This is a genomic window from Streptomyces sp. NPDC090499 (genome assembly GCF_044769305.1).
Classification (GTDB): Bacteria; Actinomycetota; Actinomycetes; order Streptomycetales; family Streptomycetaceae; genus Streptomyces.
Genome location: NZ_JBIVXP010000011.1, coordinates 23,251 through 45,106, shown reverse-complemented (window position 1 = coordinate 45,106; position 21,856 = coordinate 23,251). Strand labels below are relative to the sequence as shown.

The window sequence follows — 21,856 nt, the reverse complement described above, 5'->3', positions numbered from 1 at the left end:
AGCCAGCGACCGGGGGAACGCCGTCGCTCACGGGGAGGGGTTGCATCGCCATGCCGTCGCAGTGGCCATCCATGTGCATGAGCCCAGCCAGGGACCTGCGCTTCTGATTCCCCGTGAGAGTCCTTGAGATCCACTGCTCTGCGGAGCATCGGCCGACCATCCGGCGCATGCACCTTCTGAAGAAGAAAGTGATGCTCCGTTGCCTTCCCGATCACGAAGATCTCTCATTCCAACCGCCGGACCATCAGGGCTGGTTGCCCGACTCGTCCTTCTGCTGACCGCCGTTGCGGTCGTCGCCGGCCTCACTGTCCGGCCCGGCCTCGCCGACCTCACGGGACGGGACCATGTCAGCCTGGTCGGCGATTCCTACGACGGCTACGACACCAAAGCGGCTGAACAGCTGCGCGGGGACCAGTGCGTGGCCACTGATGCCCTCCGCAAGGGCGGACCCAACTTGTTCGCCCTTGCGCAGAACTCCATCGGGCTGCCTCCCGATCAGCTCCACCAGAAGCTCGACCGGGACCTCTCCAACAACAACACCCCTCTGCACCAGGCGTTCTACGCGGACGGCACCAACAGTGACCAGTGGGTGAAGAAGGTCGGTGACCAGGGACAGGTCTGGTCCAGCACGGTCAGCGGCCTGGACTCCTACCCTGGCGCACCGCGGGAAGCGAACAAGATCTTCGACCAGATCGGGCTGCTTCCGTGGCTGTACCAGTCGTACTTCAAGTCGGTCGACCTGTTCTCCCCGTTCTACGAGACGTCACCCACCGCTGACGACGGCACGAAGGCCGCCGCGCTCGCGATCGGCGACCAGCTGTACACCACCGGGGGGACTGCAGAGGAGCAGCAGGCGTGGGCGCTGTGGAAGAAGAACTCCGGCAAGATCGAACCCAATCAGTTGTTCGTTCCCCGGGTGTTCGTCGATGACGCCCGTATCTTTCTGTCCTCGGGTGGTTTCCCGCGTACGGCCCCGGCTCCGGACAGCCCGGAGTTCCGCATCGCAGTCGAGGACTTGAAGTCCCGCTTCGCCTCATGCGCGTGGCACGACCCGATCGACCCGGACCGGGTTCTCGGCAAGGAGGTGGCGCAGGCGTCCGCCGAGTGGCAGCAGGAGATCGCTTCTCAGGCCACGCAGCGGCAGCAGATCCTCACGGCCAGCGTCAGCGCCACGAAGGCGTTGCAGGACGGCACGTTCGCCCTGGGCAAGCTTCTGGGCCAGTCATGGATCGCTGACTACTCCACCCGCTGGCTGGACTACTACACCGAGGGCGGCATCGGCTGGATCGGCGACGCCGCCAATGTGATCAAGGTGGTGGCTGCTTCGGGCAAGTGCCTGGACGTAGCGGGGGCCAAGAAGGACAACGGCACGCCCGTGCAGACCTACACCTGCAACAACAGCGCGGGCCAGGAATGGCAGCTCGAGCAGGACGACAAGGGCCTGCACCTGAGGAACACCAATTCGGGCAAGTGTCTGGACGCCGGCAGCGACACCTCGAACGCGACGAAGATCCAGATCTGGACGTGCAACCAGTCGCCGGCCCAGACCTGGGAAGCCGGCGTCCGCGCCACCACCGGTCTGAAGAACGCGGCAACAGGCACATGCCTGGATCTGAAGACGTTCACCGACAGCCAGGACGCGTTCCTCAAGACCTGTAACGGCACGGACGCACAGAAGTTCAAGGTCTCCCCGAAGGGCCACACCGGCACCGCTCCGGCGAAGGCCGACGTGGACAAGGCCAAGGCGAACATTACGAACGCGCAGTCGGAGGCGAAGAAGCAACTCGCCGTCGTCAAGGCGCAGCTCGCCGCCGCGCAGCAGGCCGCCACGTCCTCGGACACGGCCCTCCAGACCGCCTACGGCATCGCCGACTCGAACGGCGCGCCGCGGGGCCGGGGTCTGCTGGTCGGTCAGCAGAAGGACCAGGTGACCAAGGGGTCGGTCGCCGCACTTCAGGCGATGGAGAAAGCCGCCGAGACGGCCGAGGCCGCCACCCGTGCCTCCGCCGGGGACAGCCAGACCATCACACAGCGCGCCCTCGCCCAGGCGGCGCAGGTGCAGGCCGAGTTCCGCAAGGAGGCCGCGAAGACGGCCGAGTTGCAGGCCAAGGCGGCCGCCGACGCGGCGAAGATCCACCGGGACAACGCCAAGCAGGACAAGGAGACCGCGGAGGCCAAGCTCACCGACGCCCTGAAGGCCGAGGGCGACGCGAAGGCGGCCGCCGCCGACGCACACGCCAAGCGCCTGTCCGCCGAGGCCGAGGAGAAGACGGCCAAGGCGGAGAAGGAGACCGCCGCGGCCAAGCAGGCCGAGGCCGCCGAGCACAAAAAGAACGCCGAGTCCCAGGCGAGTGCCGCGAAGGACGCCAAGGACAAGGCGGAAGCCGCCGAGAACACCGCCGAGAACAAGCGGGACGATGCGGTCACGGCCCGCGACAACGCCAAGGACAAGCGCGACGACGCCTGGGACGCCCAACAAAAGGCCGACGCCGCCCGCGCCAAGGCGGACGCCAAGGACGCCTACGCCGACTCCCTCGACTCCGGCGACGCGGCAAACGCCGCCCGCACCGCCGCCAACGAGGCGGACAAACACGCGGACGACGCGGAAGCAGCAGCCACGAAGGCCCGCTCCGAGGCCGACGCCGCCACCCAGGCGGCCGCCGACGCCGACGCCGCGGCCACCCGCGCCGAAGCAGCCGCCAAACGCGCCCGCTCCGACGCCGATGCCGCCCAGGCCGACAAGCTGAAGGCCGATGCGGCAGTGAAGACCGCCACCAGCGCGGCAGCGGACGCCATCAAGGCATCCCAGGACGCCGCCGCCGAGGCCAAGACCGCCGTGCAACTCGCAGACGAGGCAGAGCAGCACGCCAAGGACGCGAAGACCCAGGCCAACACCGCCAACGCGGAGGCCGGCAAGGCACTCGCCGCCGCGGCCAAGGCCGCCGGGTTCGCCCACGTCACCGCGCAGGCCGCCGTGGACGCCGGCAAGGCAGCCGAACAGGTCGCCGCCCCGGCCAATGACGCCGTCCAGCTCGGCTCGCCGTATGTCGACACCGACTCGGTGGCCGGCCTGGTGGTCCTGACCGGCCAGGCGTCGAAGTCCATCGCCGACCAGCAGCAGGCCGTCGCCGACGCGCACGCCAAGAACGCGGCAGCCGAGGCCCAGGCGGCCAAGGACCTCGCCGACCAGGCCAAGGGGGATGCGAAGGAGGCGTACCAGCACGCGGCGAACGCGGCCCAGTACGCGGCCGATGCCCGCACCTACTCCAAGGAGGCCCTGGGCTACGCGGCCGACGCGGCCAAGGCAGCAGCCAAGGCCGCCGACTCACTGGCCCGCACCGTCGAGTACGACAAACAGGCCACCGAGGACGCAGCAGCCGCCGACAAGGCAGCCGGCAACGCCGAGGGCTACGCCAAGGACGCCCGCGACTCAGCCGACGCCGCCGAACTCGACGCCGAAGCAGCCCGCTCCGCGGCAGCGCAGGCCGAACAGGACGCCAAGGACGCCCGCTCCGCCGCCGACCGCGCCGACGCAGCCGCCACTGAGGCCGAACAGGCCGCCAAGGACGCCGACAAATACGCCAAGGAAGCCCAGGACGCGGCCGACCGGACTGAGCGGGAGGAGGCCAACAAGCAGGTGGCCACGGGTGCCGGTACCGGCGCCGACGGCGTCTTCTACGTCATCGATGAAGACAAATCGGAGATCCTCTCCGGGAAGCAGACGAAGAACTGCACACTCACCGTCCAAGGCTGCGACGTCGCATACAAGGTCAACGCCAAGCTGGTCGTCGACTTCTACCTATGCGGCGACGACAGCGCCGTCGCCAGCGCTACCGGCTGCCCGAAAGCAGCGTGGCAGTGGCTCGACCGCAAAACGGTGACGGCCGAGGAGGTCGACTGGGAGCACCACTTCACCGCTGGTCAAATCACCCGCCTGGGCTGGCAGAACCTCTTCGGTGACACCCTCGGCAGCGTCCTGTACGAGGTGATCCTCGGCGACGCCGTCAAGTGCTTCCACGGGTCGAAGACGGCGTGCGCCTGGACCGCAGCCATGTTCGTCCCGCTTGAGAAGCCTTTGGCCGCGCTGGCCGACGCGGTCAAGGCAGTGGACACAGCCGCGAGGACCGGCATCGGAATCGAGGACTCCTGGAAAGGCCTCCGCGCCCTCAACCTCTCCGACGAGGCCATCGCCGGCATCGCGGCCAAAGCCGGTGAGGCTATTGCCAAGGCATGCGAGCGCAACAGCTTCCCTGGCACCACGCGAGTGCTGATGGCTGACGGCACGACCAAGACGATTGACGACGTCCGGATCGGTGATGTGGTTCTCGCCACCGCTCCCGAAACGGGTCGCACCGAAGGCCATACCGTCACTCGTACCATCTACACACCAAACGACACCGACTTCGTCGACATCACAATCAACGTCGGCAAAGCACGGATCACCGCCACACAGCACCACCCCTTCTGGTCACCCAGTGCCCACGGCTGGATCGACGCCGGTGACCTCGAGCCTGGCCAGGCCCTGCGCACCAACGACGGCGAGACCGTCACGGTGGTCCGCGTCCATCGCTACCAGCAGCTCCACCCGGCCTACAACCTCACCGTCGACAGCCTCCACACGTACTATGTGCTGGCGGGTACCACGGCTGTGTTGGTGCACAACAGCGGTGTTTGTCTTTTCCCCAACACAATGCCGGGAACTCTCGGTCAGGAACTGGCGCTCGCGGAGAATCTGGGCGTGAAACCTGCCGCCGTCGGATCTGCGGCCTTTGACGCCGCAATCGGCTCAGGGACGATCAAATGGGCAGTCCGGGAAGACGGGAGTCTCGTAATCATCCCGAAGTTCGTCCAGGGCAAAGAGATCTCACATTCGGTTCTGACCGGAGGGGCTCCTGTTCGCGCGGCCGGTGAGGCCGACATCGCAGGCTCAGCGAAGGATGGCTACTTCGGGTTGGACATCAACAACCACAGTGGGCACTTCCTGCCGTCGAGCGAGAGTCTCAAGATCGGCAAAGAAGTATTCACAGCAGCGGGAGTTCACTTCTGATGAACCGTTTCGATGACCTGACGGCGCTCGACCTGCAGTCGCTCGCCGAAATCCTGGCATCGCACGCCCCCGCCCTGTCTGATCTGGCGGCCGGTCAGTGGCTCGGTGTTGTCGAGTTGCTGACCATGCGTCTCACGCAAGGCTTCGGCGACCTGTCGACGGAGTACTGGGACATGTGCTCGTCGGCATTTGGATATACGCTCGACAGCGCTGTCGCCTCGGGCGCAATCGATTACCGTGAGAGTTTGATTCGCCGCATGAATCTCTCACTGACCCTGCTCCAGAAGAATCCGCCGAACACCCGGGTTGATCTCCTCAACCCGGATCTGCTCATCGAACTTCTGCTCCCGGAACTCCCGATGTCAGCCGAAGAAGCCAGCACTATGTCGGCCGATTGGCGTAGTCTCGACATCTCTCATATTCGAGCTCTACGCATGGCCAAGAACCTGGTCTCGCCGGGCCTTGCGATCGCGAGACTGGCCTTTGGGGAAGAACTTGACCCCCGCTTGCAGGAGTGGGAAAGAATTCTGCCGTCGCTTCCATGAGCGAGTAGCAAGCCAACCCCATCGGATGACGCCGCCGGTGGGGTTGGGGCGCGTATCGAGTCCTGATCATTCGGTGGTCCGGATGAGGTCTTTGATCCAGATCATCGGGGCGCGCAGGTCGAGGCCGACGAAGGATTGTCCCGCAATCCAATGGGTGGGCCTCGCAACCTCAGGATCTGGCGCGGTCCACGGCTCTGGCCCAGCGACGATGGGTATAGCTCCGGGCTCATACAAGATTTTCGTAGCCGTTGATCGTCCACAGATCGTCGAGATCATCGTGGGGGCGGGGGTGGGACGGGAGCGGGCGACGAGGATGACGCGCTTGCGTAGCAAGTACAGCAATCATCGCGCCCGCGACCGACCGCCACCAGCCCCAGGCCACCGGCCAGCGTCCCCGGTAGACCTCAGCAACCCCCGCGCCCAATAGTTCGCATCGAGGAGCGCGACGGGCAGGAACACGTCACGATCCCGATCAGAATCGTGACGTGCTCCAGGCTGTCGAGGTCTGACATCAGCATCTGACACCAACAGGTGCGAACAGGGGCGGTCGACGCCAAAGCTCAGCGGCCAGGAGGATGAGGCAGAGGACAGGTTGACCGCCGTCGATGGGTCTCTGCGATCGACCTGATAAGGATGAGGCCACAGGTTCAAATCCTGTTGACCCCACCGGTTCGAAGACCCTTGGCCCATCCCGGTCGGGGGTCTTCGGCGCTCACGGCCCTTGTCACAGGAGGCGGACTGAGTCCGGCCGATTCCTGCCGGAAGTGGGCCGACGGCAGACGGGATGGGGGCTGAGGTGGGTGGGCGCGAATGGGATCATCACGTATGACATTGATGAAGTACATGACAAGCGCCAGGGATGAGCGATGGTGGGTACAGGGTCTCGGGCTCACGGCCGCAGCGGTCTGGGCCGGCGCCCGCGCGTTGGGTAACGGACGACCGCCACTACTTCGGGTGGGCTTCGGCGCAGCAGCGATCTGCTTCCTGGCTGCACTTGCAGGACTCCTGATCAACCGAATGCGAGCAGCGAGGTGCGGCCGGAGAGGTTTCGCGGATGACACTGCCCAGGGCGAGCCGCAGGAGCCTTGATCGATGCGGTTTCGAGGGGGTCGCTGCTGTGCCACTTCCGTGCCAGAACGGACGGGGATTCACGGGGAATCGAGGTTCGCCAGGGTGCGTATCGCCCCAGGCTGCCCAAGGCAGGACTTCCCAGGTCACGCCCGTGATCCCCAACCTCGCCCCTAAAGCGGTGTCGCAGGTTCGAATCCTGCCGGGGGCACCATGCCTGAACAGGCACGATGCGCCAGAAAGGCCCCTCGGAATCGTCTCCGAGGGGCCTTTCTGCCGTGCATGGGAACGAACATGGGAACGCGCCCCCAAGGGCATCCTGCGTGGGAATCATGGCGACTCCCCCGGATTCGTCCCCATCTCGCGCGGCCGCCGCTGGCACGCCCCCGTCCGGCGCCCTCAAGCCCTACGAGGCCCCCGCGGTCGTCCTCTACGGCACTCTCCGACCGCCTGCCGACGTCACGCGCGCCGCCGTCCGCAGCTGCCGGCCCAGGCCTCGATTCAGCGATCTCTGGAAGCGTTTGTTTTCGCTCTGCTTGAGGCAGCAGCCCGGGAGCGCCGGTAGTCGGCGAGTGCCGCCAGCGGCCCACAACGGGACCAGTAGCGGGAGTTCGGTGCGCGAGACGGCGCCACTCACGCACCGCGGATCGAGCCTCGATGAGGGAGTCGGCGGCCTCGGTGGAAGAGGCTCATAGGTGACCTCGATGACCAAACGGTCAGGGGACGTCCAGTGTCTGGACGAGCTCGCCGACCTCCGCACGCCAGGCACGGACCTGCTCGTAGGTGGGGCCGATCTCGTACTGGTGGTAGTGACACCCCAAGCACAGGTGCGACCAGACGGTGCGGGTCCGCCGGGCGGTCTCCCCAGGTGTGTAGCAGCGCAAGCAGAGCATCTTGGCTCGCATGGTGGCGTGGGCGAGTCCCGGTACCGCTGTGTCGAGCACCCGGTCCACGCAGATCTCCAGGGCAGTTCTCAGGGCCAGTGAGGCTCCGCGGTGACGGCCGACGGCTGTGGCACCGCTGAGGTCGCCGGCGAGAAGCTGGTCGGCCGTCAGAAGGAGGTCTTCGACGGATGCGGGGAAAGCGGGTGCTGTGGATACGGAGGGTGAGGATGCGGCAGAGGCACTCATCGGGCGTTCCCCTCCGGCTTGCGCACCTTCTGTGCCAGAGCCTCGACGTCCTGGACGAAACGGCGCGGGTCGGTGATCTGCGCTCCTACGGCGTGGGCTCCTCTCTGGCACTGCTTGATGAGGTATGCCGCCTGCGCTCCATAGCGGCTTTTCACTTCCTCGGCGACGTCGCGGATTCGTGTGACGTCGCCGAACAGGGCGAGCGCAGCGACCTTCGTGAACTTCTCGGCGTCGTCGACGGCGGCGTGCAGTGCCTGCTCCGGTCCGCCGGAGAGATGGTGCTTGATCCACGCGGCTTCCAGGAAGGCATTCTCCAGGGCGATACGGCACAGGCTGGGCAGCACATGGGTCCGGGCCGCAGGCGGCAGATCCGGGGTGTGGACGATGGCCATCGCGTCGGCGATCGCCTGCGCGACCGGGTCGGTCACTCGCTCGACCTTCACCCTCGAGGCCTTGCTCCGCTCGACCTGGAACACCGTCACCGGCAGCTCCTGGCTCGTGAACGCCCTCTGGAGCCGGGTGTCGTGGGTGAACACGACGACCTGCCGGTGCCTGCCGAGTTCGTGCAGGACCTGAGCGAGCCCGTTGACCTTGGCGGGGTCCATGGACTGCACCGGATCGTCGATGACTATGGAAACCGAACGGGCTGTCGGCCGTGACGGCGCGAGGCAGGAACAGGGACAGCGCGAGGGAGTGCAGCTCGCCCTGGCTCATGACGCCCAGCGCCGAGGCGTCCTGGCCGTCGACGGAGACATCCATGACGAGCTTGCGTACGGTGGCCTTCTCGCTGCCGCGCAGACTCACGCCGTTGAGGTCGATGTTGCTCTCCTGGCGAAGCTTCTCCCAGATGTGCTGCGACTGTTCGGCGAAGCCCTCCATGCGCCGCTCCCGCAGCTCGGTGGTCAGTGCCTTGATCCAGGCACGGGCCCGCCGACTGTCTCTCAGCCGGGGATCACTCTCCTTCGCGGCACGAGCCCGCTCCGCCCAGCCGGCCAGGCGGGTGACGAGCCGGCGCCAGCGTTCGTCCCGCTTCTCCAGCTCCCTCGCGGCGTTCTCCCTGACCGCGGCGCAAGCGTCGGCGAGCGTCGCGGCCGCCTCATGAGCCCGTGTGACGAGCTCGCCAGGATCGCTGACCGTGCGGCAGGCGGTCCAGGCGTCCCACGGGTCGGCCAACGCGGCCGGGATCCGCTGGGGCCTGTGCACGAGGTCCTGCAGGAGGCGCACCGCCGACCGCAGGGCGCTGCGTGCGTCGTCGGCGGCCTTGGCTTCCTGCCGCAGTACGGCGATCTGCGCGGCGGCACGCGTGGCCCACTCCCCGTCCAGGACGCGGTCCGTTCCGCAGACCGGGCAGGACTCCTCGTCGGAGTGCCGGTCGTTGTGAGCCAGAGCCCTGGCGAGGAGGTCGGCACGCTGGTGAGCGTCCTCGGCGCTCGTACCGCGCACGTCCTCGGCATCGGCGAGAGCCTTGCGCAGCCCGGCCACCGCGGCGGAGACCTGCTCCATGTCGGGGCCCTGCACGGTGGCCGCGGCCCGCAGTTCGGCGAGAAGACCCTCGTCGGTGTCGGCGGGCAGTCCCGCCACCAGTGCCTCGATGGTGTCGAAGTCCGGGCTGCCCGGGGTGTCGATGGCCAGGAGGGCGTGCACCGCGCGCTCGTCGTCCTCCAGCGCGTACAGGGCGTCCACGAGTTCCGGGACTCCGGCCTTCGCCGCCTTCGCCGCGTCGTCGAGTACCTTCTCCTCCGCGCGAAGCCGGCTGTCCGCCGCGCTGAGATGCCGCAGGCCGAGGATCGTGGCGATGGCGTCGTACATCTCGGAGGGCTTGCCGCTGATCATCCGGTCGAGATCGACGTACGACAGAAAGGGCCGGTAGTCCTCCATGGCCTGCTTCCAGGCCACCTGGTCGAGAGGGACGCGTCCGTGTCCGGGCCGCTTGAACTCTGCCTCGGAGTCGCCGAAGTCCCCGCCGTCCCACGTGCGGGTGAGCGTGCTGCGGCCGGTGTCGCCCTCGATGGCGAGCTTGACCTCGATCTCCGGCTTGGCACCGTTCTCAAGGTGGAGGTTGTGCCAGTTGCCGCTGCGCGACGCGTGCAGCCCGTGCCAGCGCATGTTCGTGCCGGTGAACGCGGTCTCGATGCCCTCGGCGATGCTGGACTTGCCGGACCCGTTGCGGCCCACCACGAGGTTCACGCCCGGCCGGGGGCTGAGGTTCAGCCAGGTGCGGGGACCGATGCCGCGGAATCCGGTGACGGCGACCGAGGCCAGGTAGATCCGGCCGACGGAGGACGGTCCTTCGGCCTCCCCCTCGCCCAGAGCGTCCTTGAGGAGCGCCTTCACCGGCGCGCTGAGGCTCGCTTCCGTGAGGCGGGCCTGCACCAGTTCGGCTACGGGCATGGACGGGGCGGTCTGGGTCGGCTGGGTGGAATGGTGCGCGGTGTGCTGGGGCTGTTCCGTCTCGGTCATGAGGTGCTCCGGTATGGGCGCGGGAAAGCATGGAAGAGCCAGAGGGCTGGGCCGAAGGCGAGGCAGGTTCACCGGATCCCCGGTCAGCAGCGGGGAAAAGCGGCCTGGGAGCGTCGGCAGTCGGTGAGGGTGGCGACGGTGACCTACAGCGTGACCAGGCGCGGGAGTTAGCCGCGCGGGACGCTGTCACGCACGAAGTGCAGGCTGAACTCGGCGAGGGCGGCGGCGGTCTCGTCGAGGGGTGCCGCGCTCGACGCCCCCGCGTGACCTGCCGGTCAGCGCCAAGCGCCGCCGGTCAGGGCGCTGAGTCGGTCTTGGCGGTGTCGTTGACGTTGGTCAGGCACGCCTTCATGAAGTCGTCGCGGTGGACCGTGCCTCCGGTGGGCTCCTGGGAGATCTGGGCGTACTCCTGCGAGCAGGTGCTGTCGCTCGCGGTGTAGGTCATGCTGCCGTCGTCGGCGTACACGCCGCCCGATATCACGCCGGACGCGTAGGCGCCGAGGAGCGTCGAGCGGCCGAAGACGGGCTTGTCCACAGTCTTGGTGACCGTATGGGTGACGACCTTGGGCGGGCGGGACTCGGCCTGATGGGCACGGTGGTCGGCAGCAGCCGTCTGACGGCGGGCGGCGGCGAGCGCGAAGTGGGTACTGACGTGGTCCACCGTGGCCGCGGTGACGGAAAGGGCTGCCAACCCGCAGGCAGCAATGGCGATGACGTTGGCTCGGTTCACGGTTGTCCTTCAGATGATGAAAAGGAATCGGAGGGTGAGAACCACGCGGTAGGACGTGACCGGGGGCGGCGCGGAGGTGGCGGAGCATCGCCCCGCCCCCGCGCTCGAAGGTGTGCTGACCCGCTTGGGCAGCCAGTCAGCCGACTCTCGTTCAGTCCACTTGCCGCTGAAGAACGAGCTGCCGCCGCACCACCATCACGGCCCTGGCCGAAGAGATCAGTAGTTGGCGTTTGCGATGAGGTCGCCGTCCTCGCCATAGACGCTGACGAGCCCGTTCTTGGACTCGTAGCAGGACGTGAACGCGGAGGCGATGAGCTTCGCGTCGCCCTGGTTGTCGCTCATCAGCCCGCCGGTGAAGTCGGTGTAGACCTCGGCCGAGTCCAGGATGTCGTTCCGCTTGTCCGCGCCGGTCACCTTCGTCACGTGCCGGACGGCCTTCTTCTCCGTGGCCGTGCCGGACTTGGCGACGCAGGCCTTGAACTGCTCCGCCTGCGTCTTCGGCTTCTGCGTCTTCTGCGCGGTCGTCGCCTCGGGCCTGCCGGACTCCGGCGTGCGGCCGGCGGTGACGGCCTTGTCCTTGGCGCCGGTGTCGGTGGAGTCGCCGTTTCCGCCGCCGGCCGCGGCGACGACGCCGACCAGAACGAAGAAGGCGACGACGCCGAGGCAGCCGAAGCCGACGATCTTCCCCGCCTTCGGCTTCTTAGGCGGCTGCGGCTGGAACGGCGGAGTGCCGTAACCCTGCTGCTGCGGGCCGCCCCAACCGGGCTGGGGCTGCTGCGGGTACTGCTGCTGGCTCATGGTTCCCCCCAGGGATGTGGATGCACCTTGCGGGTGCGTGTGACGTGTGAACTGGAATGTGCGTCAGGCGACACGGGAGCGCCGGTAGTCGGCGAGGGCGCCGGTGGCCCACAGCGGGACCAGCCGCGGGAGTTCGGTGCGCGGGACGGCGCCGCGCACGCAGCGCAGGCCGAGCTTGGCGAGGGAGTCGGCGGCCTCGTTGAGAGGGTGGCCGGCGTGGGCCTTCTCGTGGGCGAAGGTCAGGTGCGGGGTGTATTCGGCGAGCAACTGCAGCTTGACCAGACTGGGCCGGCGGCCCTGGGAACGCAGGCGGGTGTCGTAGCCCTCGGGCATGTCCGTGCCGCCCTGCTGCCAGCTGTGCAGGTGTCTCAGCGCCTGCAGGTTGTCCACGCGGACCTCGATCGGCCGGCCGGGGTGCTCGTGGAGGACCGCTTTGAGGCCCCAGTACACGGCGCGCAGTTCGGTGACGACCACGCGGGAGTGGGGGCGCGCGAGGTACTTCGGGTAGAGGTGGGCACGCAGACCGGCGTGGCCGGTGGTGGCGAGGTAGCCGGAGGCCACCCGGTCCGGGCCGCCGACGGAGGCGTCCGTGGCGAGCACGATCGGCCCGGCGACGGCCTTGACCTTGTCGTTCACTCTCACCTGACGGCAAGTGGACATGGTGGGGCGGGGTGCGTGGGCGAGGGGAGAACGACGACCCATGGCAGTTGTTGCCTCCTTGTCTTCATGACGGGACAGCGGGAGCGAGCGGGCGGCGCGTGACGCCCGCCGGGTGGGGCATGCAGGTCAGGCGCCGGCGGTCGACGGGTGGACCTGGCCGTAGACGGTGAGGAACAGCTCCAGGTCGGCGCGCTCGTCGGGTGCGGCATGACCGGAGGCGAGGCGGGCGCGGACCTCACGGTGAGCGCTGCGCAGGTGGCCGCTGCGCTCCAGGTGGCGCCAGAGGAGGCGGAACGCCTGCTGGTGGTCGTAGAGGTTGGTCTCGTAGGACGTGCCAGTGATGTGGCGGGCCTGGACCAGCAGGGCCCGGAAGTTCTCCCCGGCGTCGCGCTTCAGCAACTGCGCCAGGTGGCGGTGGTACACGGTCAGTTCGGGCGCGCCCGTCTCGGTCAAGCAGGTCTCCCCTCTCATGAGGCTTCGTCTGTCCTCCCGGGGCGTGCCGCATCGGCCGGTCCCCGGGGGATGCTTCCGCCGACGACTGCCATCCGGAAGCATCCACAGATAAGCATGCCACTGAAAGCACTGTCAAACGCGTTCACGCGCTTAGTTGATGGTGTAGCGTGTTCGCTGTACCCGACGAGAGGCGAGAACCCGTCATGACCCAGCCGTCAGCCCAGGTGACAGCCGCGGAGATCTCCCGTATCGCGGGAGTCACGCGCGCCACCGTCAGCAACTGGCGCCGTCGGCACGACGACTTCCCGGCACCGGCCGGCGGCAACGAGAGCAGCCCGCTCTACGACCTGGAAACCGTGCGAGCCTGGCTGCGCTCACGCGGCCAGACCTCAGCCGCCGCCCCGGCCGAGGAGCTGCGCACCCTGCTGCGGCTGCACCCCGCGGGCGCGGGCCCGGCCGCACCGCTGTTCCCCCTGGTCCTCGCCACCTCCCGCCGCTCCCCGCACGAGCTGACCGAGCTGGCCGACCTGCCGGACGTCGACCTGGCCGCACGCGCGGACGCCGCAGTCGCCGACCTCACCGGCACACTTCCGCAGACCGAGGCCGCCCCCTTCAAGGCAGCCGACGCGGCCGTCGTGCGGGCGCTGATCCACTGCGTTGGGGAGGAGGGCGCCCAGGCCGCCCTCGACGTGCTCGCCGAGCGGGAACTGGAGGACAGCGCCTCCACCGGCACCTACCAGACCCCCGACCGCCTGGCCGACCTCATGGCACGCCTGCTGCCCGCGGACACGGCCCGCGTCCTGGACCCCGCGTGCGGCAGCGGCACCCTGCTCGCGGCCGCCGCACGCCACGGCGCCCGCGAGCTCTACGGCCAGGACGCCCTGCCCGTGCAGGCCCAACGCAGCGCGGTACGCCTGCTGCTGGCCACGCCCGACGCGACGGTGGTCGTACAGGCCGGCGACAGCCTGCGCCACGACGCCTTCCCACAGCCCCCGGTCGACGCGGTCTTGTGCAACCCGCCCTACGGCGACCGCGACTGGGGCCACGACGAGCTGGCCTACGATCCCCGCTGGGCCTACGGCGTCCCACCGCGCTCCGAGCCCGAACTCGCCTGGATCCAGCACGCCCTGGCCCACCTGCACCCCGGCGGCTACGCGGTCCTGCTGCTGCCCCCCGCCACCGCCGCCCGCGCCTCGGGCCGCCGCGTGCGCGCCGAACTGGTACGTGGCGGCGCCCTGCGCGCCGTCGCGGCCCTGCCGCCCGGCGCGGCCGCCCCCCTGCACATCGGCCTCCAGCTCTGGATCCTCCAGACCCCGCAGCCGGACCGCCCGGACCACGCCTCCGTGCTGTTCGTGGACGCCGGCGCCGAGCGACAGCAGGACAGGCCACGCAACCGGTCCGACAGCACACCCGGCTCAACGGGAACGCGCCGCCGCCGCGACGCCCTCGACTGGGACGAGCTGACCGACACCGTGCTGGACCACTGGACGGCCTTCCGCACCAGCCCGGAGTCCTTCTCCGACGAGCCCGGCATCGCCCGGGCCGTCCCCGTACGGGACCTGCTCGACGAGGTCGTCGACCTCACCCCGGCCCGCCAGGTCCGCGCCCTGCCCACCGACGTCGACCCGGCTCAGGTGGCACGGCAGGCCGACGACCACCGCAAGCAGCTGACCGAGCACGCCGGCCTCCTCGCCGAGGCGGCCCAGGGCACATGGCAGCCCACCGGCGACTCCCCACGGCAGTGGCGCACGGCCACCCTCTCCGACCTCACCCGCGGCGGCGCCCTGGAGATCCTGCGGGCGGCGGCCGACACCCGGGAGAAGACCGAGGGCGCGCGGTGGAGGGCCGAGAACACCGGACGGCGGGTCCTCCACGGAACCGACATCGCGGACGGCGCTCCCGCCTCCGGCACGTTCCTCGACAGCATGCCGCTGAAGTCGTCACCCGTCATCGCCGAAGGCGACATCCTGGTACGCATGTTCACGGGGGACAGCGGAAGCATGGCCCGGGTGGCCGACGAACAGGACATCGGCGTACTGCTCGGCCACGACCTCTACCTCCTGCGCCCCGACCCGGCACGCCTGGACCCCTGGTTCCTCGCGGGCTTCGTCGGTGCACACGACAACGTAACCGGGGCATCCACCGGCAGCACCACGATCCACCTCCAGCCCGGTCGACTCCGCGTACCGTTGCTGCCCCTTCAGGAGCAGCGCCGCTACGGCGAGGCCTTCCACCGCGTCCACGAACTGCACACCGCCGCCCGCCGGGCCACCGAACTCGCCCACGAGTACGCGGACCTCCTGACCACCGGCCTGACGGCGGGCGCACTGCTCCCACCCGAGACCGCGTCGCCCTGACGCACTGGCACGACTCTTCACACATCCACCACACTTGGCCGCACCCGCCCCGTCGCCCGGCGGAACGGCCCGGAAGGAACTCGGGGAACCTTGAACAGCAGCAAGCACACGGAACTGGCGAACCACGCCTGGTCCGTCGCCGACCTCCTGCGCGGCGACTATAAGCAGTCCGACTACGGCAAGGTGATCCTGCCGTTCACCGTGCTGCGCCGCCTGGAGTGCGTCCTGGAGCCCACCCGGGACAAGGTCATCGAGACGGTGGCCCGCTTCGCCGGCCAGGACATCGACACCGACCGCTTCCTGCGGAAGGCCTCGGGTAACTCCTTCTACAACAAGAGCGAGCTCACGCTGCGGAAGATCGCGGCCGACCCGCAGAACGCGGCGAAGAACCTGCAGATCTACGTCGGCGCCTTCTCCGACAACGCCCGCGAGGTCCTTGACAAGTACGAGTTCAACCAGCAGGTCAGGAAGCTCGACGGCGCGAATCTGCTCTACCAGGTCATCGGCAAGTTCACCGACCTGGACCTGCACCCCGACGCCGTGCCCAACCACAACATGGGCTACATCTTCGAGGAGCTGATCCGCCGCTTCGCCGAGCAGTCGAACGAGACCGCGGGTGAGCACTTCACCCCGCGCGAGGTCATCAAGCTGATGGTCAACCTGCTGGTTGCACCGGACGCGGACGCCCTCAGCTTGCCGGGGGTCGTCCGTACGGTCATGGACCCGGCCTGCGGCACTGGCGGCATGCTCAGCGCCGCCGACGACCGCATCAAGGCCCTCAACCCGGACGCGACAGTCGAGGTGTACGGGCAGGAGATCAACCCCGAGTCCTGGGCGATCTGCCGCTCCGACCTCATGATCAAGGGCCAGGACCCGGACCACATCGCGTTCGGCAACTCCTTCTCCGACGACGGCCACGCCCGCCGCAGGTTCGACTACATCCTCGCCAACCCGCCGTTCGGCGTGGAGTGGAAGAAGGTCAAGGAGGAGGTCGAGTACGAGCACAGGTCGCTCGGAGACGCCGGCCGCTTCGGCGCGGGCCTGCCGCGCATCAACGACGGCTCGCTGCTCTTCCTCCAGCACATGATCTCGAAGATGAAGCCGGTGGACGTCAACGGCGGGGGCGGCTCCCGCATCGCCATCGTCTTCAACGGCTCCCCGCTGTTCACGGGCGCAGCCGAGTCCGGCGAGTCCAACATCCGCCGCTGGATCCTGGAGAACGACTGGCTGGAGGCCATCGTCGCCCTCCCGGACCAGCTCTTCTACAACACCGGCATCTCCACGTACTTCTGGATCCTCACCAACCGCAAGAACGCCGACCACAAGGGCAAGGTCGTCCTGCTGGACGCGCGCGACCAGTGGCAGAAGATGCGCAAGTCGCTCGGCGACAAACGCAAGGAGCTGGGCGACGGAACGAACGGCCGCCCCGACCACATCGGCGACATCACCCGGCTGTACGCGGAGGCCGTGCAGGTCGCGAAGGACCCCGAGCACCCGCTGCACGGCAAGGTCAAGGTCTTCGCCAACGAGGACTTCGGCTACCAGCGCATCACCGTGGAACGGCCGTTGAAGCTGCGCTTCGAGGTCACGGAGGAGACGCTGGCCGCGCTGGCGGAGGCCAAGCCGGTGGCGAGGCTGGAGCGGAGCGAGGAGTTCGTCGCGGCGGTGCGTACGCTGCTCGGCTCGTCCTGGACGACGAAGTCCGAGGCGTTCATCGCGCTCAAGGACGCAGTGGTCGCGGCCGGCCTGACGTGGCCGTCGGGAGCACCGTTCGCGAAGGCGGTACGGGAGACGATCGGCGTCCGGGACCCCGAAGGCGAGGTCCAGAAGGTCAAGGGCGCGCCGGAGACGGACTCGGACCTGCGGGACTACGAGAACGTCCCGCTGGGCGAGGACGTCGAGGACTACCTCAAGCGCGAGGTGCTGCCACACGTCCCGGACGCGTGGATCGACCACACGAAGACCAAGATCGGCTACGAGATCCCGTTCACGCGGCACTTCTACGTGTACAAGCCGCCGAGGCCGCTGGCTGAGATCGACGCGGAGCTGAAGTCGCTGGAGGCGGAGATTCAGGCGCTGTTGGGTGAGGTGACGAAGTGACGACGCCTACTACAACTGATGTCGCTTTGAAATGGGCCTTGACCCTGCGCAGCGGGACTTCGTGCTCGGAGCGAACTGAGGATGGCGCCTTTCCTGTAATGGGGGCAGCTGGTCCCATTGGGCGCACCTCCAGGGCAAACACACGGTCAGGGTCAACTCTCATTGGTCGAGTCGGCACTGTCGGCGCAATCAACCTTGCGCGCGAAGATTGCTGGGCTTCCGATAATGTCATTGTCGCTTCCCCTGGCGCGACCCTCGAGAGTAGGTACACGTACTACCTGCTGATGAGTGCGTGTCTACCTGAACTGGCTTCAAAGACGGCTCAACCGCTACTAACTGCTTCTGCGGTTGCGGGGCTCCGTTTCCCTATCCCTGCGTTGGAGGAGCAGCGCCGCATCGCCGACTACCTTGACGCCGAGACCGCCCGCATCGACACACTCGCCGCCGGCATGAATAGCCAGGACGTTGCCCTCAAACAACGTCGTCTTCGTGTTCTCGACTTCGCTTGGGAGCACGCTCCAGGGACGCCCCTTGCTCGACTCGGGTATCTGAGCAGCCTTGTAACGAGCGGTTCTCGGGGGTGGGGAGACTTCGTGTCCGACACTGGCTCCCTGTTCTTCCGCAGCGCCAACTTGTATCCTGATCGTGTCCAGCCGAAGCTGACCCACCTCGCATATGTGCAGATTCCCGCAGATGTCTCCTCCGAGGCTCAACGGTCTCGGATTGAATCCGGTGACGTCCTCGTTGGAATCACCGGAGCCAACGCCGGATGGGTCTGCATGGCTAATGATGAGGTGGCTGGCGGGCACGTGAGTCAGCACGTCTGCCTAATCAGGCCAGATAAGCTTCGAATTAACGGAGAATGGCTTTCCCTTCTCATCGCTTCACCTGCGACGCAAGGCAAGCTGATGGGAAATCAGTATGGCGGGACGAAGACACAGTTGTCGTTGCCAGATATTCGCGATATTCGCATGCCGGTACTGCCCGTTGAGCAGCAAGTGCGGACAGCTTGCTCGATCAAGCGGCAGATCGACGCAATCGACATGCAGCGCATCCTTCGTCAACGCCAACTCGACCTGCTCACCGAACGCCGCCAGGCCCTCATCACCGCCGCCGTAACCGGCCAGTTCGACGTAACCACCGCCAGCGGGCTCAACGTAACGGACGGAGTGACCGCGTAGTCATGAGCCCCATCCACACGGAGTCCGCCTTCGGTGACGCCATCGTCGCCGCCATGGTCGAGCACGGCTGGCGCGAGGCGCGCCCCCAGGACTACCGGGCCGATCTCGGCCTGGACACCAACGAGTTGTTCACCTTCATCGGGGCGACCCAGCCCAACGAGTGGAACGAACTGCTCACCGTCTACGGCGGCGACCCCAACGAGGCGCAGCGCGGGTTCGCCGGCCGCCTCGACCAGGCCATCGCCACCGACGGGCTCCTTGATGTCCTCCGCAACGGCGTCAAGGACCGAGGCGTCCTCCTCCGTGTCGCCTACTTCAAGCCCAACCTCGTCGCCCACGACTCCGTGCTGGACGGATACCGCGCCAACCGCCTCACCGTCGTCCGCGAACTCGAGTACGCGACGAAGCAGGCCGACTGGGGCAATCGGCTCGATCTCACTCTGCTCCTCAACGGAATTCCCGTCGCCACGGCCGAGTTGAAGAACCCGCTGACCAAGCAAGGTGTGGAGCAGGCCAAGGAGCAGTTCCGCACCGACCGGGACCCCACCGAGCTGATCTTCACGCGTCGGGTCGTCGCGAACTTCGCCGTCGATCCGGACCTGGTCTTCGTCGCCACCCAGCTCAAGGGCAAGAACACCCGCTTCCTCCCGTTCAACACCGGCTCCAACGGCCCCGGTCAGCCGGGCGGCGCTGGCAACCCGGCCCCGACCGCCTACGGCACCTACGCGACCTCCTACCTCTGGGAGCAGGTCTGGCAGCCGGACAACTGGCTGGACCTGCTCCAGCGGTTCGTGCACCTGCACAAGAGCAAGACGCCCGGCGGCGGCACGACGAAGACGCTGATCTTCCCCAGGTTCCACCAGTGGGACGTGGTCAAGAAGCTCACCGCGCACGCCGCCACCCACGGCGCCGGTCACGATTACCTGGTAATGGCCTCCGCCGGTTCGGGCAAGTCGAACACCATCGGCTGGCTCGCGCACCGCCTCAGCGACCTGCACACCCCCACCGACCCGTCGGAGCTCGACGCCGACGCCGCAGCCAAGGGCCTCAAGCCGGGCGTGCCGGTCTTCGACAAGGTCATCGTCATCACCGACCGCCGCAACCTGGACGCCCAACTCCGCGAAACAGTCGGCAGTTTCGAGCAGACCGCGGGCCTCGTCGTGAAGATCGACGAGAAGCACGGAGCGAAGGGCGAGCAGCTCGCCATGGCCCTCTCCCGTGACACCGGGAAGATCGTCACCGTCACCCTGCACTCCTTCCCGGCGCTGCTGGACTACCTCCAGCGCAACCCCACCGAGATCCAGGGCAGCCGCTTCGCGATCGTCGTGGACGAGGCGCACTCCTCGCAGTCCGGCGACGCCGCCACCGCCGTACGGTCCGCCCTGCGCGACCTCGGCCTGGACTCCGACTCGGACGACGCGGGCGCGACCACGGTGAAGGCCGAGGCCGCCAGCCTCGACGAGCACCTCAAGAAGCGGGCCGAGCAGCGTTCCCGTGCCGCGAACCTCTCCTACTTCGCGTTCACCGCCACGCCGAAGGCCAAGACCCTCGAACTCTTCGGAACGCTCCAGGACATCGACGGCAAGGCCGCCTATCGGCCCTTCCACACGTACTCCATGCGGCAGGCGATCGAGGAGGGCTTCATCCTCGACCCCCTGCGCAACTACGTCACGTACAACACGTACTGGAAGCTGGTGAACCAGAACCCCGACGAGCGGGAGGTCGACCCGTCGAAGGCGAACTCCCTGCTCGCCCGGTACGCGCTCACCCATGACTCGACGGTCGCCCAGCACGCCCAAGTGATCGTGGAACACTTCGTGACGCACAGCCGGGGCCGCCTCGGTGGGCGGGCCAAGTCCATGGTGGTGACCGCCTCGCGGCAGAACGCCGTGCAGATGGCGCGCGCCATCAAGAGCTACATCAAGGACCGGGACTACGACACCAAGTACCCCGACCTGGGTGTCCTCGTCGCGTTCTCCGGCTCACTCACCCTCGACGGCGAAGAGACCACCGAGCCGAAGGAGAACGGCGGGCTGTCCGAGAGCGCGCTGCCGAAGGCGTTCGCGTACACACGTGCCGACGACAAGGCCGCCGGAGCCGGCGGGGCGGGCCAGCGCGAATACCGGATCCTGGTCGTGGCGGAGAAGTACCAGACCGGGTTCGACCAGCCGCTGCTGACGACGATGTACGTCAACAAGACACTGACCGGCATCTCCGCCGTCCAGACCCTGTCCCGGCTGAACCGGACCGCCGAACGCAAGACCCAGGCGGACCTCGCGGTGCTGGACTTCGTCAACGAGGCCGAGGACATACAGGACTCCTTCCGCCCGTACTTCGAGGAGGCGAACACCCTCCCCTCCGACCCCAACCTGCTCTACACCGCGCAGAGCCGGGTCATGCAGGCGGCGATCCTGTCCGGGCAGGAGATGGACGAGTTCGCCGCCGCGTACTTCGCCGCGAAGGAGAAGGCGGCAGGCTCACAATCCAAGTGGGAGAAGCTGCACGCCGAGCTGTACCGGCTGCTCTCCCCCGCCGTCGCCCGCTTCACGCCCCTGCTGGAAAGCGAGGACGAGGACGACCAGGAGGCGGCGGAGAGCTTCCGCGCCGACCTCAACGACTACGTCAGGAAGTACGGCTTCCTCGCGCAGATCGTCCCCTACCAGGACGCCGAGCTGGAACGGCTGCACCTCTACGGCCGCTACCTCCTCAACCGGCTGCCGCGCCGCGCCGACGGCGGCGTGGACATAGGCGAGATCGACCTCAGCCACATGCGGGTGGAGAAGACCGGCGAGTACGACGTCTCCCTCACCGCCGAGGGACCGACGACGATGCAGGGCTTCGGCGACGGCTCCGGCGGTGCCAAGGAAGCGGAGAAATCGCTGCTCTCGCAGCTGATCGAGAAGTTCAACGAACGCTTCGGCACCGAGTTCACCGAGCAGGACGTCATCCGCCCGTTCGAGGAGGCCAAGGCCGACCCGAAGGTGCGGGCGGCGGCCGTCGTCAACGACGAGGACAACTTCGGCCTCGTCTTCGACAACGTCTTCGCGGACAAGATGGCCGACCACATCGACACCATCGCCGGCATGGGCCGCCAGTACTTCGGCCCCGACAAGGGCTTCAAGTCCAGCCTGGACCGCAGCGCCCGCAAAGCCGCGTGGCGGATGATCCGCCGCGAGGAGGGCCTGGACGACGACATCTGATGCGTACGCCCCGGCCGGACGTACCGGCCGGGGCGCCCTTCGGCCTCGTTTCGTCTGCGGCCTGACGGCCGTGGATGATCTGGTGGGTTGCCCTGATGATCGTCGGTTCACCGGCAGGCAGCGCCCG

11 protein-coding genes are annotated in these 21,856 nt (G+C 67.8%); 6 read left to right on the top strand and 5 right to left on the bottom strand.

All coding sequences use genetic code 11. The features are described 5' to 3' along the window. Nucleotides 1-418: 418 nt before the first annotated feature. Together ACIQVL_RS33545 and ACIQVL_RS33540 are read left to right on the top strand one after the other, a co-directional pair. Nucleotides 419-5,047: an RICIN domain-containing protein gene (locus ACIQVL_RS33545; protein WP_403427202.1), complete on the top strand. Its 4,629-nt coding sequence runs from the start codon at nt 419-421 to the stop codon at nt 5,045-5,047. Further along, a complete protein-coding gene (locus ACIQVL_RS33540) occupies nt 5,047-5,592 on the top strand; it encodes a hypothetical protein (protein ID WP_403427200.1) in 546 nt (181 codons plus the stop codon). Before ACIQVL_RS33545 ends, ACIQVL_RS33540 begins: the two co-directional genes overlap by 1 nt. A 1,784-nt stretch (nt 5,593-7,376) precedes the next feature. Here ACIQVL_RS33540 and ACIQVL_RS33535 read toward each other — a convergent pair. The 5 genes from ACIQVL_RS33535 to ACIQVL_RS33515 form a co-directional block, all read right to left on the bottom strand. Next, the gene (locus tag ACIQVL_RS33535; protein WP_403477225.1) at nt 7,377-10,250 is read right to left on the bottom strand and encodes an AAA family ATPase; all 2,874 of its coding nucleotides are present in this window, start codon (nt 10,248-10,250) and stop codon (nt 7,377-7,379) included. Nucleotides 10,251-10,545: 295 nt separating this feature from the next. Then, on the bottom strand, nt 10,546-10,980 hold the full coding sequence (locus ACIQVL_RS33530; RefSeq protein ID WP_403427197.1) for a hypothetical protein: 435 nt from the start codon (nt 10,978-10,980) through the stop codon (nt 10,546-10,548). Between the two features lie 216 nt (nt 10,981-11,196). Next, the gene (locus ACIQVL_RS33525; RefSeq protein ID WP_403427195.1) at nt 11,197-11,778 is read right to left on the bottom strand and encodes a hypothetical protein; all 582 of its coding nucleotides are present in this window, start codon (nt 11,776-11,778) and stop codon (nt 11,197-11,199) included. A 63-nt stretch (nt 11,779-11,841) separates the two neighbouring features. Beyond that, nucleotides 11,842-12,414, bottom strand: a complete 573-nt coding sequence (locus tag ACIQVL_RS33520; RefSeq protein ID WP_403427193.1) for a ribonuclease HI — start codon at nt 12,412-12,414, stop codon at nt 11,842-11,844. A 150-nt stretch (nt 12,415-12,564) separates the two neighbouring features. Next, the gene (locus ACIQVL_RS33515) at nt 12,565-12,891 is read right to left on the bottom strand and encodes a hypothetical protein (protein WP_403427192.1); all 327 of its coding nucleotides are present in this window, start codon (nt 12,889-12,891) and stop codon (nt 12,565-12,567) included. 203 nt (nt 12,892-13,094) lie between these two features. On the opposite strand from ACIQVL_RS33515, the gene ACIQVL_RS33510 reads away from it, so the two are divergent. The 4 genes from ACIQVL_RS33510 to ACIQVL_RS33495 all read left to right on the top strand — a co-directional run bounded on the left by ACIQVL_RS33510 (nt 13,095) and on the right by ACIQVL_RS33495 (nt 21,729). Further along, nucleotides 13,095-15,248 (top strand): N-6 DNA methylase, encoded by a 2,154-nt coding sequence (locus ACIQVL_RS33510; protein WP_403477224.1) that lies wholly within the window; start codon nt 13,095-13,097, stop codon nt 15,246-15,248. Between the two features lie 90 nt (nt 15,249-15,338). Beyond that, complete coding sequence (locus ACIQVL_RS33505) at nt 15,339-17,348, top strand: N-6 DNA methylase (protein WP_403477223.1); 2,010 nt, start codon at nt 15,339-15,341, stop codon at nt 17,346-17,348. Continuing rightward, on the top strand, nt 17,345-18,529 hold the full coding sequence (locus ACIQVL_RS33500) for a restriction endonuclease subunit S (protein ID WP_403477222.1): 1,185 nt from the start codon (nt 17,345-17,347) through the stop codon (nt 18,527-18,529). Before ACIQVL_RS33505 ends, ACIQVL_RS33500 begins: the two co-directional genes overlap by 4 nt. A gap of 2 nt (nt 18,530-18,531) precedes the next feature. Then, complete coding sequence (locus ACIQVL_RS33495; RefSeq protein WP_403477221.1) at nt 18,532-21,729, top strand: type I restriction endonuclease subunit R; 3,198 nt, start codon at nt 18,532-18,534, stop codon at nt 21,727-21,729. The last annotated feature ends 127 nt before the right edge of the window (nt 21,730-21,856 follow it).

Excerpts from the sequence above, each read along its gene's own strand:
- ACIQVL_RS33540 (WP_403427200.1), top strand. The coding sequence starts at position 5,047 with ATGAACCGTTTCGATGACCTGACGGCGCTCGACCTGCAGTCGCTCGCC.
- ACIQVL_RS33535 (WP_403477225.1), bottom strand. The coding sequence starts at position 10,250 with ATGACCGAGACGGAACAGCCCCAGCACACCGCGCACCATTCCACCCAG.
- ACIQVL_RS33525 (WP_403427195.1), bottom strand. The coding sequence starts at position 11,778 with ATGAGCCAGCAGCAGTACCCGCAGCAGCCCCAGCCCGGTTGGGGCGGC.
- ACIQVL_RS33510 (WP_403477224.1), top strand. The coding sequence starts at position 13,095 with ATGACCCAGCCGTCAGCCCAGGTGACAGCCGCGGAGATCTCCCGTATC.
- ACIQVL_RS33495 (WP_403477221.1), top strand. The coding sequence starts at position 18,532 with ATGAGCCCCATCCACACGGAGTCCGCCTTCGGTGACGCCATCGTCGCC.